The 14921-nt window shown below is 54.6% G+C and carries 12 protein-coding genes and 1 pseudogene; 6 read left to right on the top strand and 7 right to left on the bottom strand.

The annotated features are described in order from the left end of the window. Window positions 1–31 precede the first annotated feature (31 nt). The 5 genes from ACZ5EH_RS00135 (at window position 32) to dapA (ending at window position 3106) form a co-directional block, all read left to right on the top strand. Window positions 32–307, top strand: coding sequence for an HU family DNA-binding protein (locus ACZ5EH_RS00135; RefSeq protein ID WP_464276116.1), 276 nt, complete (start codon window positions 32–34; stop codon window positions 305–307). Then, window positions 300–485, top strand: coding sequence for a hypothetical protein (locus ACZ5EH_RS00140; protein WP_464276117.1), 186 nt, complete (start codon window positions 300–302; stop codon window positions 483–485). Before ACZ5EH_RS00135 ends, ACZ5EH_RS00140 begins: the two co-directional genes overlap by 8 nt. 12 nt (window positions 486–497) lie before the next feature. Beyond that, complete coding sequence (locus ACZ5EH_RS00145; protein WP_464278351.1) at window positions 498–1226, top strand: UshA-like (seleno)protein family 2; 729 nt, start codon at window positions 498–500, stop codon at window positions 1224–1226. Between the two features lie 114 nt (window positions 1227–1340). Next, entirely contained in the window at window positions 1341–2186 is an 846-nt protein-coding gene (dapF, locus tag ACZ5EH_RS00150) for a diaminopimelate epimerase (RefSeq protein ID WP_464276118.1), read from the top strand. A gap of 41 nt (window positions 2187–2227) precedes the next feature. After that, window positions 2228–3106: a 4-hydroxy-tetrahydrodipicolinate synthase gene (gene dapA, locus ACZ5EH_RS00155; RefSeq protein WP_464276119.1), complete on the top strand. Its 879-nt coding sequence runs from the start codon at window positions 2228–2230 to the stop codon at window positions 3104–3106. A 172-nt stretch (window positions 3107–3278) separates the two neighbouring features. On the opposite strand, the gene secA is transcribed toward dapA, so the two are convergent. The 3 genes and pseudogenes from secA to ACZ5EH_RS00170 form a co-directional block, all read right to left on the bottom strand. Continuing rightward, the gene (gene secA / locus ACZ5EH_RS00160; protein WP_464276120.1) at window positions 3279–5789 is read right to left on the bottom strand and encodes a preprotein translocase subunit SecA; all 2511 of its coding nucleotides are present in this window, start codon (window positions 5787–5789) and stop codon (window positions 3279–3281) included. 226 nt (window positions 5790–6015) lie between these two features. Beyond that, window positions 6016–6975: a heterodisulfide reductase-related iron-sulfur binding cluster gene (locus ACZ5EH_RS00165; protein ID WP_464278352.1), complete on the bottom strand. Its 960-nt coding sequence runs from the start codon at window positions 6973–6975 to the stop codon at window positions 6016–6018. A 15-nt stretch (window positions 6976–6990) separates the two neighbouring features. Next, window positions 6991–7209, bottom strand: a pseudogene (locus ACZ5EH_RS00170) (4Fe-4S dicluster domain-containing protein); the annotation flags it as partial. A gap of 632 nt (window positions 7210–7841) precedes the next feature. Here ACZ5EH_RS00170 and ACZ5EH_RS00175 point away from each other — a divergent pair. Further along, window positions 7842–8918, top strand: a complete 1077-nt coding sequence (locus tag ACZ5EH_RS00175) for a sensor histidine kinase (protein ID WP_464276121.1) — start codon at window positions 7842–7844, stop codon at window positions 8916–8918. Between the two features lie 71 nt (window positions 8919–8989). Here the strand turns inward: ACZ5EH_RS00175 and ACZ5EH_RS00180 are convergent, their stop codons facing one another. Genes ACZ5EH_RS00180 through ACZ5EH_RS00195 form a run of 4 tightly spaced genes read right to left on the bottom strand, consistent with a single transcriptional unit; the run spans window position 8990 to window position 14789 of the window. After that, entirely contained in the window at window positions 8990–10876 is a 1887-nt protein-coding gene (locus tag ACZ5EH_RS00180) for a SurA N-terminal domain-containing protein (protein ID WP_464276122.1), read from the bottom strand. A gap of 38 nt (window positions 10877–10914) precedes the next feature. Next, window positions 10915–12861: an aconitate hydratase gene (locus ACZ5EH_RS00185; RefSeq protein WP_464276123.1), complete on the bottom strand. Its 1947-nt coding sequence runs from the start codon at window positions 12859–12861 to the stop codon at window positions 10915–10917. A 31-nt stretch (window positions 12862–12892) separates the two neighbouring features. Next, window positions 12893–13159 carry a hypothetical protein gene (locus ACZ5EH_RS00190; RefSeq protein WP_464276124.1) on the bottom strand — a complete coding sequence of 89 codons (267 nt, stop codon included), beginning with the start codon at window positions 13157–13159 and terminating at the stop codon, window positions 12893–12895. Continuing rightward, window positions 13122–14789, bottom strand: coding sequence for a hypothetical protein (locus tag ACZ5EH_RS00195; RefSeq protein ID WP_464276125.1), 1668 nt, complete (start codon window positions 14787–14789; stop codon window positions 13122–13124). Before ACZ5EH_RS00195 ends, ACZ5EH_RS00190 begins: the two co-directional genes overlap by 38 nt. Window positions 14790–14921 lie beyond the last annotated feature (132 nt).

Raw genomic sequence — 14921 nt, forward strand, 5'->3', positions numbered from 1 at the left:
TCGTTGGACCACTGACCTAAGGGGACCTGCCATGAACAAAAGCGAACTGATCGCCACCCTGGCCGAGGACAGCAACATTTCCATGGATGAAGCCGCACTCGTGGTTAACACATTCATCGACTCCATCAAGGACGCGCTTGCAAGTGGCGACAGAGTGGAGATTCGAGGCTTCGGCAGCTTCAAGATGAAAGACTACGGCGGATACACTGGACGCAACCCAAAATCCGGAGAGTTGGTAGAAGTGCAACCCAAGCGTCTGCCCTTCTTCCGTACCGGAAAGGAACTTAAGGAGTTTTTGAATGAGTAACGGCCGTTGGCAGCGCCTGACGCTGCTTTTGGCGCTGCTTTACGCTCTGGTCGGCTGCTCGGCCAACCAGGCGAATGCCGTCACAGAACAGACTGCAGATACGGGAAAGCGGTCCCTAGAGCTTCGCATCGCCTACACCGCTGATACAAAAGGGAATTACGAGCCCTGCCCTACATGAGGCGGGCGTACGCTGGGCGGTCTGCCCAGACGTTCTACGTATTTCAAGCAACTCCGCAAGGAAACGCCTGAAAATGCGGCGCTTTTTCTTGTGGCTGGGCCCTATGAATTCTTGCCGGCCAACGAGTTCGATGTCGTTCCATCTCTCGTTTTCGCTCCGGACTTCATCAAGGCCTACAAGATGTTGGGCTACGACAGGGTCTACATAACCCCTGAAGAACACGCATGGCTTGAAAAATACGGCAAAGCTCCCTTACCCGATTCTTTCCGCACCCTCGGCGATAAGCCTTTCACCGAGATTGTCGACGTTCACGGCTTGAAAATGGGCATTGTGGGATTTCCTGTACCCCCGCAGTTCTTTGAACCGACCCAGGCGGATGTGGATACTATTATCGCAGCTGCCGAGGCGTTGCGCCCCCAGGTGGATATCCTGGTCGGCGTAAGCCCCTGGGGGCGTGAGCACGAAGATTATTTCATACAACATGCCAAACCGGTGCTGGATGTGCTCCTTGGCGCCGGAAAAGGTCCGGGAATGCGCGGCGTGCTTGGCGGCGCAGGCAGAACCTTTTGGGTCCGCTCCCTGACAAAGGGCAAGTATATGATCCTGGTCGACGCCAAAGCCATGCCCAAGGAAACGGGGTACCGCTGGAAAACACCTGAAACCATTAACGACACCTTCGTGGAACTCGACGTCCACATTCCGGACGATAAGGAAGTCAGGTCACTTTTCGAAGGTAAATAATTCGACAACAGCCGCGGTCACCGCTACTATGCCTGGTGACCGCGGCAAACGCCCCGGTCCGCCCTCTTCTGCAGACCGGGGCGTTTTCATAATTCATAGAGGAACTTGATGGTCATGTCTCAGATTCAAGATATTACTTTCCACAAGATGCACGGTTGCGGTAACGATTTCGCCCTCATCGATAACCGTGGCTACAAGGTGCCTGTTGAACACATGGCCGCCTGGGCTCGCATCGTCTGCCCCCGCGCCTTTTCCGTAGGCGCTGACGGGCTTATTTTTCTTGAGGAAGCGCCCACGGGGACGGAAGGTTCCCCCAGCTATCGCTGGCATTTTTACAATGCTGACGGCTCGCGTGCGGAAATGTGCGGCAATGCTTCGCGCTGTGCTGCCCGTCTGGCCGTGGAACTGGGTATTGCCCCCGAGAAGCACTCTTTTTTGACTGATGCGGGTGTCATCCGTGCGCAACTCCTTGACGCTGATACGGTTCGGGTACAGCTGACCGATCCGCAGGGCATGGTGCTTGATACCGCACTTGATGTGGCAGGCGACGCTTTGCATGTCCATTTCGTGGACAGCGGCGTACCCCATGCCGTGATCTTTGTGGATGACGCCAAAACCCAGGACATTAAACGTCTTGGCCCGGCGCTCAGGTATCATGAGCATTTCGCCCCTAAAGGGACAAACGCCAACATCGCGCAAATCAAGGACACAGGTTCTCTTTATCTGCGCACGTACGAACGTGGCGTGGAAGGCGAGACCCATGCCTGCGGCACCGGCGCCGTGGCTGCCTCCCTGCTGGCCAACGCACTGGGCTTGACCGGTGAAAAGGTTGGTGTCACTACATCAGGGGGCGAGCAACTTACAGTTGAACTCGAAAATGGCAAGGTATTCCTCACTGGCAAAGCCGTGAAGGTATATACAGGGACACTGCAACCGGCGGTGCTTGGCCTCCCCTGCTAGACAAGGGACGCTGGCACGACCAAACGCAAGGAGGCGGCATCATGGAATTCAGAGGCGCGTACACAGCCCTGGTCACGCCATTTTCTGACGGCGCAATAGACGAGGAAGCCTACCGCGCGCTGATCGAATGGCAGATTGAACAAGGCATTGACGGCGTTGTCGCCGTGGGCACAACTGGCGAATCAGCCACGCTCTCCCATGAAGAGCACCAACGTGCCATTGAAATCTGCATCGATCAGGTCAAAGGGCGCGTACCCGTCATCGCCGGCACTGGCGGCAATGACACCCGCGAGGCAATCGAACTGACCACCTTTGCCAAAAAAGCAGGCGCCGACGCTTCTCTGCAGGTGACTCCCTATTACAACAAACCGTCTCAGGCCGGTTTGATCGAACATTACCGCGCCATTGCCAAAGCCGCGCCCATGCCGCTGCTCATCTACAATGTACCTGGCCGCACCAGCCTGAACCTGCTGCCCAAGACGCTTGAGCGCATGGCCCGGGAGATACCCGAAGTTATCGGGGTCAAGGAAGCCAGCGCCGACTTGCGCCAGGTTTCAGAAATTGTGGAATTTTGCGGCCCTGATTTTCAGGTTCTCTCGGGTGACGACTTCACAGTGCTGCCGCTCCTCTCCGTGGGTGGCATCGGCGTCATTTCCGTGGTGTCAAACATTGTTCCTGCGGACATGGCCGCCCTTTGCAAGGCCTATTTCGACGGAGACACCAAGAAAGCCTTGGAGCTGCATCTGAAGCTTGCGCCTTTGAGCCGGGGCATGTTCCTCGAAACAAATCCTGTGCCGGTGAAAACCGCACTTGGCCTCATGGGCAAATTGAAAATGAGCCTGCGACTGCCTCTGGTGCCTTTGCAACCGCAAAACGAATCAGCCCTGCGCGATATCCTCACCGCAGCAAGCCTGATTTAAGTAGAGTATCGATAGTCTACGGGAAGATTTCCAGTCCCGTGGAGCATTAGAACTACTTGAGCAAATAGAAACCGGGAAAAAGCCTTGGCTTTCTCCCGGTTTTTATTTTTCTGCCAGGCGATTACGAGAAGCCTGCTTGAGTCTCCCTGTGGCCTGGTTATACGCGCCTACTCTACTGTTTACCGCAGCACTTCTTATACTTTTTGCCGCTGCCGCAGGGGCAAGGATCATTGCGCCCTACCTTGGGTTCTGAGCGGCGAGTCGGCTTCTTTTTCTGCTGCTCTTCAGAACCGCCCGAATAGTTGAGATCTTTGGGCTTTTCTTCATGCTTGAATTCTTCTTCCGCCACCATTTGCAACCGTAAACGCGCCAGATTGCGCATGGTGTTTTCCTTGATGACGTAGATCATCTCCTGGAAAATTTCAAAACCCTCGCGCTTGTACTCCTGCTTGGGGTCCTTTTGTCCGTAACCGCGCAGGCCGATGCCGTCGCGCAGGTGGTCCATGTTCTGCAGGTGTTCCTTCCAGTTGCGGTCCAGGGACTCGAGCATGAAGAAACGTAATATTTCCTGGTATTGCTCAGGGGGGCCCTGCTTCAGCCCTTCAAAATGCGTTTCAAGGGCTGCCCGGGTCGCCTCCTCATCAGGAAGCTCGGTCTTGGCTTCTGGCAGCTTGTTGGAAATGGCAAAGACCTCGTCCAGCCGGCTGCGCACCATTTCCTTGATTTCATCATCCGCCTTTTTGGGGTCATCCAAGGGGGCGTAGATGTCTTCCATGAGATCGTCGATATATTCTTCCCGCAAGGGCTCTAGGTCATCAAGCGTCATGAGTTCGCGGCGCAGTGTATAGATGACTTCGCGCTGCTGGTTCATGACGTCGTCATATTCGAGAAGCTGCTTGCGTATGTCGAAGTTATGGTTTTCAACACGTTGCTGTGCGTTCTCGATGGCCTTGGAAACCATTCTGTTCTCAATGGCCTGCCCGTCATCCATGCCGAGACGCCCCATAAGGTTGGCGATACGGTCAGAGCCGAACAGTCGCAACAAATCATCATCCAGGGCCAGATAAAAGCGCGAGCTCCCCGGGTCGCCCTGGCGGCCGGAGCGCCCCCTGAGCTGGTTGTCAATGCGCCGGCTCTCGTGACGTTCCGTACCCAGGATGTGGAGGCCGCCCAAGTCGATGACGCCTTCGCCGAGTTTGATGTCCGTACCGCGGCCTGCCATGTTGGTGGCAATGGTGACCTTGCCCCGCTCACCTGCGTTGGCAACGATCTCGGCTTCCTTTTCGTGCTGCTTGGCGTTGAGCACATTATGCGGCACACGCGACTTGGTCAGCATCTTTGAAATCAGTTCCGATTTCTCAATGGAGATGGTGCCGACAAGGACAGGCTGGCCATTCTTGTGCAACTCGGCGATGTCCTGCACGATGGCTTTATACTTGTCTTCCTGATTGCGGTAGATGGCGTCGGGAAAGTCCTTGCGGACCATGGGCCTGTGCGTGGGAATGACGGACACGTCCAGATTGTATATCTGGCGAAATTCTACAGCTTCGGTATCAGCCGTACCCGTCATGCCGGACAGCTTGTCATACATGCGGAAAAAGTTCTGGAAGGTGATACTGGCCAGGGTCTGGTTTTCAGCCTCGACCTTCACGCTTTCCTTGGCCTCCAAGGCCTGGTGCAGTCCATCCGAAAAACGGCGCCCCGGCATGAGGCGGCCCGTAAATTCGTCAACAATGACCACCTGCCCGTCCTTGACGATGTAATCCACATCCTTGGTAAACAGGTGGTGCGCCTTCAGACCTTGCATGATGTGGTGTTGCAGCGTGATATGCTTGGGATCGTAAAGGTTATCGATCTGCAGCAGTTTTTCACAGCGTGCAACGCCTTCGTCGGTCAGCGTTACCGAACGGGCTTTTTCGTCTACAGTGAAGTTTTCTTCTTTTTTGAGCGAAGGGATAAGTGCGTCGATGCGAGCGTACAGAGCGGTGGGAGTATCTCCAGGGCCGGAAATGATCAGTGGCGTTCTGGCTTCATCGATAAGGATGGAGTCCACTTCATCCACAATGGCGTAATGAAAATCGCGCTGGACCAGATCCTTCCTGTAAAATTTCATATTATCGCGCAGATAGTCAAAGCCGAACTCGTTGTTCGTGCCGTAGGTAACATCTGCAGCATAGGCTTCGCGCCGCTCCACTTCGTCCAGACCATGGACGATGACGCCGCTGGTCAACCCAAGGAAAGAATAGATATTGCTCATCCACTCCATGTCGCGGCGGGCCAGGTAGTCGTTTACCGTGACCAGATGCACGCCCTTGCCTTCCAGGGAGTTCAGCACCACAGGCAAGGTTGCCACCAGGGTTTTACCTTCACCGGTCTTCATTTCAGCGATCTTGCCATGGTGCAGTACCATGCCGCCTATGAGCTGCACGTCGAAGTGGCGCATATTCAGGGCGCGCTTGCCTGCCTCACGGACAAGGGCAAAAACATCAGGTAGCAGATCGTCGATTGAACGACCGTTTTCTACCTCTGTACGGTATTGCCGAATACGTTCGGGAAAGTCCTCGTCGCGCAGGCCCTGCACGTCTTTTTCCAGGTCGTTGATACGCGCGACCATGGGTTTCAAGCTTTTGAGATAACGTTCGTTTTTTGAGGGAACAACCTTATTGAACAGGGAAGTGATCATGAACACTCCTTAAAAAGTGGGAACACCAGCGCCGCAAAACAAAATGGCAAGCAGCAGAAATTCCGGCGGCGACGCTGCGCCACATTGCGGTATAGTGAGTGGCGCGAGTATGCAACCAATTAATAGAAACCACGGAAGCCAGCCTTGTCAAGTAAGGCGCAGTGAAATCGTTGCATTACACCTTTATATTACACAGACGTAATCGAATCATGACAAAAAGCTTAGCTTATGGCGCATCAGCAACACGCACGGCATCCAACCAGTGCCCCACAGCGACCTTTGCCGGCGCTGTTGCAGCAAGCTGCACCACACAACCGGAGCAAGCTGTGAGGAGTTGTTCACCAGGCAAGGGGGCATAGACACCCCAGCATCTGTCAGCCACAGTTCTTGACAGGCTTGGCGCTCCCAATTGAAAAATCCCCCCCATGCCGCAGCATTGCCCTTTATCAGGGGCGTGCAAAAGGTCTCCAACCATTTCGCGCAGCAATGCCAAATCCGGACCGCCGCCTCCATGGCCACCACCCTGCCCTCCACCATGGCACGGGCGGTGATAATGCACCCGCTCAGGCGCGACATTCTCTTCAATATGAAACCGCGCACCTGACAATTGTTCTGCCAGTGGCGTGATGGCTCGTTGCCAGGCAAGCTGCTCCCCTGGCAACCAAGGCAGCGTCATATCCGACGCATAGGACATGAGACCGCACCGGCACGTGGCGCAAAACACGACAATACGAGGAGCGCCAGCCTCACGCCAGGCGAGCAGGTTCTGCTCCCGCGCCTCCCGCTGTCGCTCCAGCAGGCCGGCATGCCCCAGCGTGCTGCCGCAGCACGCCCAATCAGGCGTTTGCTGCACATTCTTCCCAACGGCGCCCAGCAAGGCGGCAGCCGTGCTGGTCCATTCAGGGCGCACCGTGCTGGCAAGACACCCAGGGAAAATCACAAACGCTTCCCCGGAAGAGTCAACCGAGGGCGGCCCTTCCAAAAAAATCCAAGGGACGATGTCATTTCCTGAGCGCATGGCTTCCAAACTTTTTGCCCTGGCCTCTCCTGGCATCCAGGAAGGGGCAATAGCGCCCAGCCTGGAAAGCGCTGGCCAAAACGCCTTACCGGCGCCCATCCAGATATTCCAAAGCCACTCCTGCATGCCCGGATGCGCATTACGGAGTTCTGACACCACCTCGGGCACACAAAGCCCTTGAGGGCATGCACTTTCACACCGGCCGCATCCCAAGCATAATGCAGCCAGATCCTTGGCGGATGGGGCTTGCAGCACACCTTGGTTGAGTCCTGCAGATAATTGATGCTTGGCGCGGGGACTCAACTCCTCACAGTCGGTGGCCCTGAAAAGTGGACACACTTCAAGGCATCTGCCACATAAAATACACGCCTTGGTCCGTTTATTCTGTTCTATCTCTTTCATGTCTGCCTGAAACCCTTCGCGGTAAATTTCCGCAACTTTCCCCTCAAGCTGCGGGCGCGTCAAGGCGCCCCTACTTCTCTCACTGTCGGTCCGATTTTTTTTGAAAATTGCTGCAATTTTTTTTGTGCGCCAAATACGTGCACGCACGTTCGGCCAGCTTCCATTTGCAGTAAACCATAAGAGCTCGAATACTACCCGTCCGAAATAGCGAGACTTTCATCTAAGGGAGCGAACTTCGTGAACCACCGAATCAGATACAGCAGAAAACGCTAAACAAAATCATTTATAGAATATTAGCTTTTACAAACAAATTTAACAATAATTCTATATAACAATAGCGCACATTCAAACATATATGCAAGGATTCCCCTTTACTCAAAACTTTCAGAATGCTATCCTGGAAAAAGATACCTATATAAATCTGACAATTAAATATCTTTCACTAATATATGTGGATAACATTTCAACGACATAGCCAAATATCCCTAAGGACAAGCTTGACAGTATATCAGTATTAAATGTATATATTATATAACAGTTAATCGATATTATATTCCATTCCAAAACACTTCATTAAGATTATGTCAACGGCTGCGATGCCCACACAAAAACACAATAACAAGCTGAAAATTATGAAAAATAACATTTCAACATACGGTAAATGGGGCTTTGACACCGGTGCGGAACATGAACGGTTGCAGCTTGTTTTAAAAAGTAAACCAGCAGCCATTGCGTTCACAGACTCGGTTTTTGCCCTCCAGCAAACAAACCTTGGGTTCAGAAAGCTCTTTGCCATTTCCCCCAAACAATATGAAGCGGCGACACTGCACATCACAAAAGCCATAAACGCTCATAAATTCACTCTTTTTGTCAACTCGCTTATCGGTTTGGAAGATGAGCGCCGGGGTGTCTTTACGTATCCGGACCTGGGTGTAGGGCACCCTGCCCATCCGGAAGCGCGCACCGTAAAAATCAAGGTGCTGCCGCTTGTTCATGGCGGTTTCATGTTCGTATTCCAGGACAGTCTCGAAATTAACGCCATTGAAAACCACATGAGCACAGCATGCAGCATAATCTGTCGGGAACAGAAACAATGGCTGAAACGCCAGGGCATTTCATTGGAAAGTCTCATGACCTCCAGCATCAAAGGAGGGACGCCTCTTGAAGATGAACGCGAGGCAAATGTCCGCATGCATTACGTAATCTCGCAACTGGAAGCCTATGCAACACTTGGAGCATACGATGCTGCGTTACAACTGGAGCCCATTTCACTAGAGCATGCAATCGGCAGGGCAGAGCACATGCTGCACGCACACTTTACGGACAAATCGTTCAATGCCGTGTGCTCATTGCCGCAGAATAGTTGTGAAACAATACTTGGGAACGCAAAGTGCCTGCCAGAGCTATTCTTTCATATTTTCCACAATACAAAGAAATTCAGCAGAAACAATGCGAAGATGTTTATCGAAGGAACAACCCAAAAAAAGCATCTGCGCCTCACGTTGTCACAAACCGCCAGTGACATAAACCCAGGTGATATCAACAGGCTTTTTCAACCGTTCTATCGCGGCCCAGAAGCCAAGAGGAACTACCCGGGAATAGGCCTTGGCCTCTCGCTCGCCAGTCGCATCGCCAAGCTGCACGGGGGCAAACTCGAAGCCGAGTACGCGGGCAATTTACGTTTCATCCTCAAACTCAAACGTGCGTGAAGTTTACCCAAAAAAAAAGGGAGCGCAAAAGCACCCCCTTTTTGAGTATTCTTCAACATTCCCTGAGGAATTTATTTCAATATAGCCTCATTCTTGATCTCAATCGTTGCCCCTTTATGCAAGGTGGCAACAAAGGCTTGAAACAATTCATCCTGGCGTCCCTGGCGCAATCCAGTGAGCCATTCCCCTTTATTCTGTTCCCAAACTTCATTATCGGGGGGAACAACATCCGCCACCTTGGCTACAATATAGCCGTCACCAATGGCGTAGGGCGCCCCAAGCCACTGTCCTTTAGGCGTGGAAAAGGCTTCCTTGGCCATTTCAGCGTTGGCGCCCAGCCCTTGGATAAAGCCTTGTCTCCCAAAAGGAGGGGTTGTCTGCATTTCTTCCTGCGAAGCTGCAGCCTGATCGCCATCCTTGATCTTGGCCTGAAACGCGTCAGCCGCCTCTTTGGCCTGCTCCAAAGCCAGCTTGCGGGTAGCACCCTCGACCACTTCAGAGCGTACTTGTTCCAGTGTCTGGTATTCGGCCGGCTTTTTCTCCAGCACTTCCGCAAGGAGGTATCCATCTTTTACAGCAAGGGGCGAATCTGAGGGCTCGCCCTCTGTAAGCCCAAAAAGACGATCCTGGGAGATTTCATCGAGACCGAGTTCGGCTGCATACTCACTACGAGACATGAGCTTGGACTTCTTCAGCTCTACCCCAAGTTCCCTGGCTATCTTTTCCATGGAGACGCCGCTAATGATCATCTCCAACCCCTGGTCGAGCTTGTCGGTCAGCGTATCCGAGGCCTTGTTCTTGGCAACGGTCTTGCGGATCTCTTCAGAGGCTTCTTCCAGAGTTTCCGGGCGCTCTTGCTTGTGATCCTCCACAAGGATGACATGCCAGCCAAAAGGCGTACGCACAGGCTCACTCATCTTGCCGGGCTCAGTAGAAAACAACGCGTCTTCAAAGTTCTCAACCATGATGCCGCGGGGAACCCAGCCCAACTCGCCCCCATTGGCGGCAGTGGGGTCCTGCGAGAACTGCTTGGCCAGTTCGGCGAAATCTGCACCTTCCTGGACCTGTTTGATGATGTCTTCAATCTTCGCCTTTGCGGCATCGTCATCACCAGGCGCTGCATTATCAGGCACCTGGATGAGGATGTGCCGGCCCTTGACTTCTTCCTCCTGCATGAAGGAGGCCTTGTTGGCATTGTAGTAGGCTTCAATCTCCGCATCCGTGACCTTTACGCTTGCAGCAAGAGCGTCGGGCGTGAAGTCCAGGTAGGCCATGGAGACACGTTCAGGAAGCTTGTAGGTTTCCTTGTTCTCTTCATAGAAGGTCGCAATCTGTTCCTCAGTCGGAGTGATATCGGCTGCAAACTTTTCAGCGCCAAACAGGACGTATTCCAGGGAGCGTTGCTCACCTGAGAACAAAAAGATGTCCTTGGCTTCCTCTTCGCTCATTTCTGCGGGCAAGGTAACGTACCGGCGCAACTTGGTAGCGGTGATGGCGCTGCGCACGTCTTCTTCAAACATGGCAGGCGTCATGCCCTGAGAGGAAAGCACGGACACGTAGCGCTGCTTGTCGAAATTCCCCTTATCATCGAGGAACGCCGGGATGTTGCGAATCTGCGCAGCCACTTCTACTGGCGAAGCTGTCAGATGCATCTTGGCGGCTTCTTCGTGCAGCAACTCGTCCGTAATCATCTGGGAAAGCACCTGCCGGCGCAGGCCCAGGGCGTTCATGTCATCATAAGACATGTCAGGATTGCGACGACGCAACTCATTGGTCGCGCGCTCCACGTTTTGGGCAAACTCCTTCGTAAGGATCGGGCGTTCATTGACCATGGCAACGACGTTTGATTCGTTGCCGTTAAAAGAACCAACACCCCAGAAAACAAATACGAGGATGATGATCCCGAACAGAATTTTCACGCCCCAGGATTCGGCGCTTCTGCGTATGGATTCGAGCATGGGAGATGTCTCCGATTTGCTGCGTTTTCAGCTGCGCCTTACTGCTGGCGCGCCTTGGCGGCCTTGACGTACTGCAGCAGGCCGCCAGCTTTGATGATTTCCAGTTCCTTTGCAGACAGGTCGTTTGTAACGCTGATGGTGCTGCCGTCTTCAAGGGTGATGTCCACCGGCTTGCCGGCTTCGATGGCGCCTGCCGGGATGCTCAGCTTTTGCTCCAACTGCAGCTTGGCGTGGTCATCCTTGTTTTCGAACAACAAGGGCAGAATACCAAAGTTCACCAGGTTTGCGCGGTGGATGCGGGCAAATGATTTTGCCAGCACGGCGCGCACACCCAGGTGCCTTGGCGCAAGGGCCGCGTGCTCGCGGCTGGAGCCCTGTCCATAGTTCTCACCCGCCACGACAACGCCGCTGTCCATCTTTTTGATGCGGGGGACAAAACCTTCGTCCACCCTGCTGAAGATGTATTCACTGATGGCCGGGATGTTGGAGCGCAAAGCGGTGATGGCCGGCCCGGCGGGCAAAATGTGGTCTGTTGTGATATCGTCTTCCAAAACCAGGGCCACTGCTGTTTCAAGGCGTTCCGGCAGAGCAGTGAAAGGCTCGAGGGGCACGATGTTTTCGCCGCGCACCACCTTGGCGGCAGCGTACTCGTCGGTCCCCGGTTCAGGCGGGTACTGGAAGAGGTGCGAGAGAAGCGGTGGGTTACGCGGCATTTCCGGCTGCGGCAGATAATTTTGCCCCCACTCTTCAGGATCGGTAAACGCGCCAAAAACCGCCGTATGCGCGGCCGTCTGGGGACTGACAAGAAACACCTGCGCGTCTTGCGTGCCGCTGCGGCCTTCAAAGTTGCGGTTGAATGTCCTGACGCTCACCCCTTTGCCTACAGGGGAGCCGCCCATGCCGATACAGGGGCCGCAGGCACATTCCAAAAGACGCGCACCCGTGTCCAAAAGCTGATTCAGGTAGCCTTCTTCCGCCAGCACCCGCAGCACCAGTTTGGAGCCAGGGGCAATCATGAAGTCCACTTCTTCGTGAGCATTACGCTGCTTGAATATCTCGGCAACAGTGGCGAGGTCGGAATAGCTCGAGTTGGTGCAAGAGCCAATGCAGACCTGGTCAACCGCAAGTCCGTGCAGTTCACGCACAGGCACAACCTTGTCCGGCATATGCGGGCAGGCGGCCAAGGGCTCGAGTTCAGAAAGGTCGATCTTGAGCTCAGCATCGTAGCTTGCACCCTCGTCAGCTTCCAACGGACGAAAATCCTGCTCGCGATGCATAGTGCGCAAGAAGGACTTTGTCATGTCATCACTGGGGAAAATCGAGGTGGTTGCGCCCAGCTCAGCACCCATGTTGGTGATGGTCGCACGTTCGGGCACAGTCAGGGTGGCGACACCCGGTCCGGCGTATTCGAGCACGTACCCCACGCCGCCCTTCACGCTCAGTTCCCTGAGAACCTGCAGGATGACGTCTTTGGCGGCAGTCCAGTTTTTGAGTTTCCCATCCAACCAGACGCGCATAACCTTGGGCATGCTGATGACATAGGGTTCGCCAGCCATGGCCAGGGCAACGGAAAGGCCTCCTGCGCCCATTGCCAGAGCACCCATGCCCCCTGCTGTCGGGGTGTGGCTGTCCGAACCGATAAGCGTTTTGCCCGGAATAGCAAAATTCTCAAGATGAAGTTGATGGCAGATGCCCAGGCCCGGAGGTGAGAACACCAAGCCGTATTTGCCTGCAACAGTTCTCAGGTAGCGATGGTCCTCGGCATTGCGAAATCCCATCTGCATGGTGTTGTGGTCTACATAGCTCACGGAAAGTTCGGTCTGCACACGGTCAAGGCCAAGGGCCTCGAACTGCAGATAGGCCATGGTGCCGGTAGCGTCCTGGGTCAGGGTCTGATCTATGCGCAAGCCGATTTCTTGCCCAGGCGTCATTTCGCCATGGACGAGGTGCTCGGCAATGATCTTGCGAGTCAGGTTCTCGGGCATTCTGGTGTCGCTCCTTGAATAGGTTGCCTGATCAACAATGGTTCATTTCTTCAGTGTAGCGAATCCGTCGAATCTTTTTTTCACGGAAATCGATCTCGGCATCCAGGCGTAACTTTTCCTGCTGCAGCATGAAAATCTCCTGAGCGCTTTGTGCCCCGCTATCGCGGCTTTCAGCTGCTCGCAGATCACGAATTTGCTGCATCACCTGTTCACGCTGGCTCGCAAAAACCTTGATCGCATCTTCGAGCGCAGGGATGTCGTCAGGTACGAATTCTTCTGCGGGTGCTTTTTCTGCCATTATCTTCCTCTTTCTTGGGCTCGACCCTGGGAATCACAGCTTCACGCCCCGGATCAGGCAAACCGTTGAAGAACTTCCAAAAGCCTGGCATCAGTTCGCTCATGATTCCGGGGTTGGCAAGTTTGAATCCCGGCCGGCTGAAAGAAGCCAACGCCGCTGCAGGACCCCAACGGCCGTCCGGTGCAACAAAGGTCTCGTCGGCAGCGATATCCTGGGCCGTCTGGCGCAACGTATAAATATCACCGTCCCAGACCAACTCTACGCCTAACATGGCGGCCATCTCCACGCTTGGCGCCAGCTCGCGCTCCTCGGCCAAGGGCAGTCTGATTCTTGCTGCATGTCTGCTGGCAATCGCCTGCTTGGAAGCCAACGCCACAGCCAGGGGCAAAAACTCCTGCGCCAGGGCCAGTTCGATTTCCTGCCTGGGGCCGGATTCAGAAGCCATGCTGCGGATGACGTTCGCCTCCGCAGACACATCCAGACCAGCGGACAGCAGCAAGCTCTGCGCCCCTTTCCATTGCGGCAAATCACCTGGCCAGCGACCATGCAACACCGCGCTGCCTCCAGCAAAAGCAGGAATGGCGAGAATGGCGGCGGAAAGATACGGGTCCAAAGGCAGTTCCGGATTTTCTGGCAGCTGGAAGTCTCCAGACGGCACCACACATTTGCCAGTCTCCACATAGGCGTTCAGTCCGCAAGCCTGCAGCAGAGAAACCGCATTGGCAGCGACAGGGGCAACGCACTCTTCATGAGAAGCGCCCCACTCCAGATGCAGGCCATTGGCATAGGAAGGCGATGCAATGCAAAGCGCCAGGGCCAGCTGTGCTGCAAGGTGCGCCGGCAAGGTATCGGGCAGTTTGATGACTTCAGGCAAAACGCCGGAAGACTCAAAACGAACCGGCACACTGCTTGACCCCGGGTGCACGAAAGCAAGGCGCGCGCCCAGCAACGGAAAGAAGCCACGCAGGGGCGAAAGGTCAACAAGCTTGAGCCCTGCGCCTCCTGTGAAACGCGCCGAACCGGCGCGCCCCAGGCACAAGGCCATGAGCAGCAACAGATTCTGGCTGTGTTCACCGGCGTAGATCACGCCATCGCTGAAAGTGGCCAAGTTTTTTCCGCGGCTGTGCATGCCAAGCTCGTCCCAATAAAGACTCGCGCCGGCCTGATTCAACGCTTTTATCAGTTCGATGACCGGATCGTTGAACAGCTTGTTGTGCACATGCAGGGGCTGTTTTGACTGGGCGGCAAGCACAGCCCAGAGCCTGGCCGTCAGGGTGCAGGTCGGGCCGTTACAATCCACTTGTGCGGGCTCCTTTCTGGGAGCAAGCACATAGGCTCTGCCGGACCCCTCTGCCCCCTCCTCTACGGAGAGTTCCTGGACCAGGGAAAACATTTTTCTCCAAGAGCGAACGTCACTGCGCTGCTCCTGGGCGGTACGCTCCCAAATGTGCCAGAGATCTCGCTCCAGCTCTTGCCATTTTTTGCGTCGTACCTGGGAGGCGGCCTGAGGCCTGAGCTTGCTTGCAATCTGGGCGCGCCGGGCCAAAAGCTCTGCTAGCTTTTCGTCCAGTTCACGCAGTTCGCGTTCAAGCTCGAATCTGTCGTATTTCGGGGATTTTCTTTCTGACATCGTTCCATCACAACGTATACGCAACATCAAGGGTCGCGTATGCGCGCCAGGAGGGCGCGCCGGATGCTGTGCATCCGTAAGTGAAGATGCTTAGCATCCGCAAGCAAAGGAAAAAACAGAATCTGTTTTCCC

It is taken from the genome of Desulfovibrio biadhensis, from assembly GCF_055388615.1.

Excerpts from the sequence above, each read along its gene's own strand:
- ACZ5EH_RS00135 (WP_464276116.1), top strand. The coding sequence starts at position 32 with ATGAACAAAAGCGAACTGATCGCCACCCTGGCCGAGGACAGCAACATT.
- ACZ5EH_RS00140 (WP_464276117.1), top strand. The coding sequence starts at position 300 with ATGAGTAACGGCCGTTGGCAGCGCCTGACGCTGCTTTTGGCGCTGCTT.
- dapF (WP_464276118.1), top strand. The coding sequence starts at position 1,341 with ATGTCTCAGATTCAAGATATTACTTTCCACAAGATGCACGGTTGCGGT.
- dapA (WP_464276119.1), top strand. The coding sequence starts at position 2,228 with ATGGAATTCAGAGGCGCGTACACAGCCCTGGTCACGCCATTTTCTGAC.
- secA (WP_464276120.1), bottom strand. The coding sequence starts at position 5,789 with ATGATCACTTCCCTGTTCAATAAGGTTGTTCCCTCAAAAAACGAACGT.
- ACZ5EH_RS00175 (WP_464276121.1), top strand. The coding sequence starts at position 7,842 with ATGAAAAATAACATTTCAACATACGGTAAATGGGGCTTTGACACCGGT.
- ACZ5EH_RS00180 (WP_464276122.1), bottom strand. The coding sequence starts at position 10,876 with ATGCTCGAATCCATACGCAGAAGCGCCGAATCCTGGGGCGTGAAAATT.
- ACZ5EH_RS00185 (WP_464276123.1), bottom strand. The coding sequence starts at position 12,861 with ATGCCCGAGAACCTGACTCGCAAGATCATTGCCGAGCACCTCGTCCAT.
- ACZ5EH_RS00190 (WP_464276124.1), bottom strand. The coding sequence starts at position 13,159 with ATGGCAGAAAAAGCACCCGCAGAAGAATTCGTACCTGACGACATCCCT.
- ACZ5EH_RS00195 (WP_464276125.1), bottom strand. The coding sequence starts at position 14,789 with ATGTCAGAAAGAAAATCCCCGAAATACGACAGATTCGAGCTTGAACGC.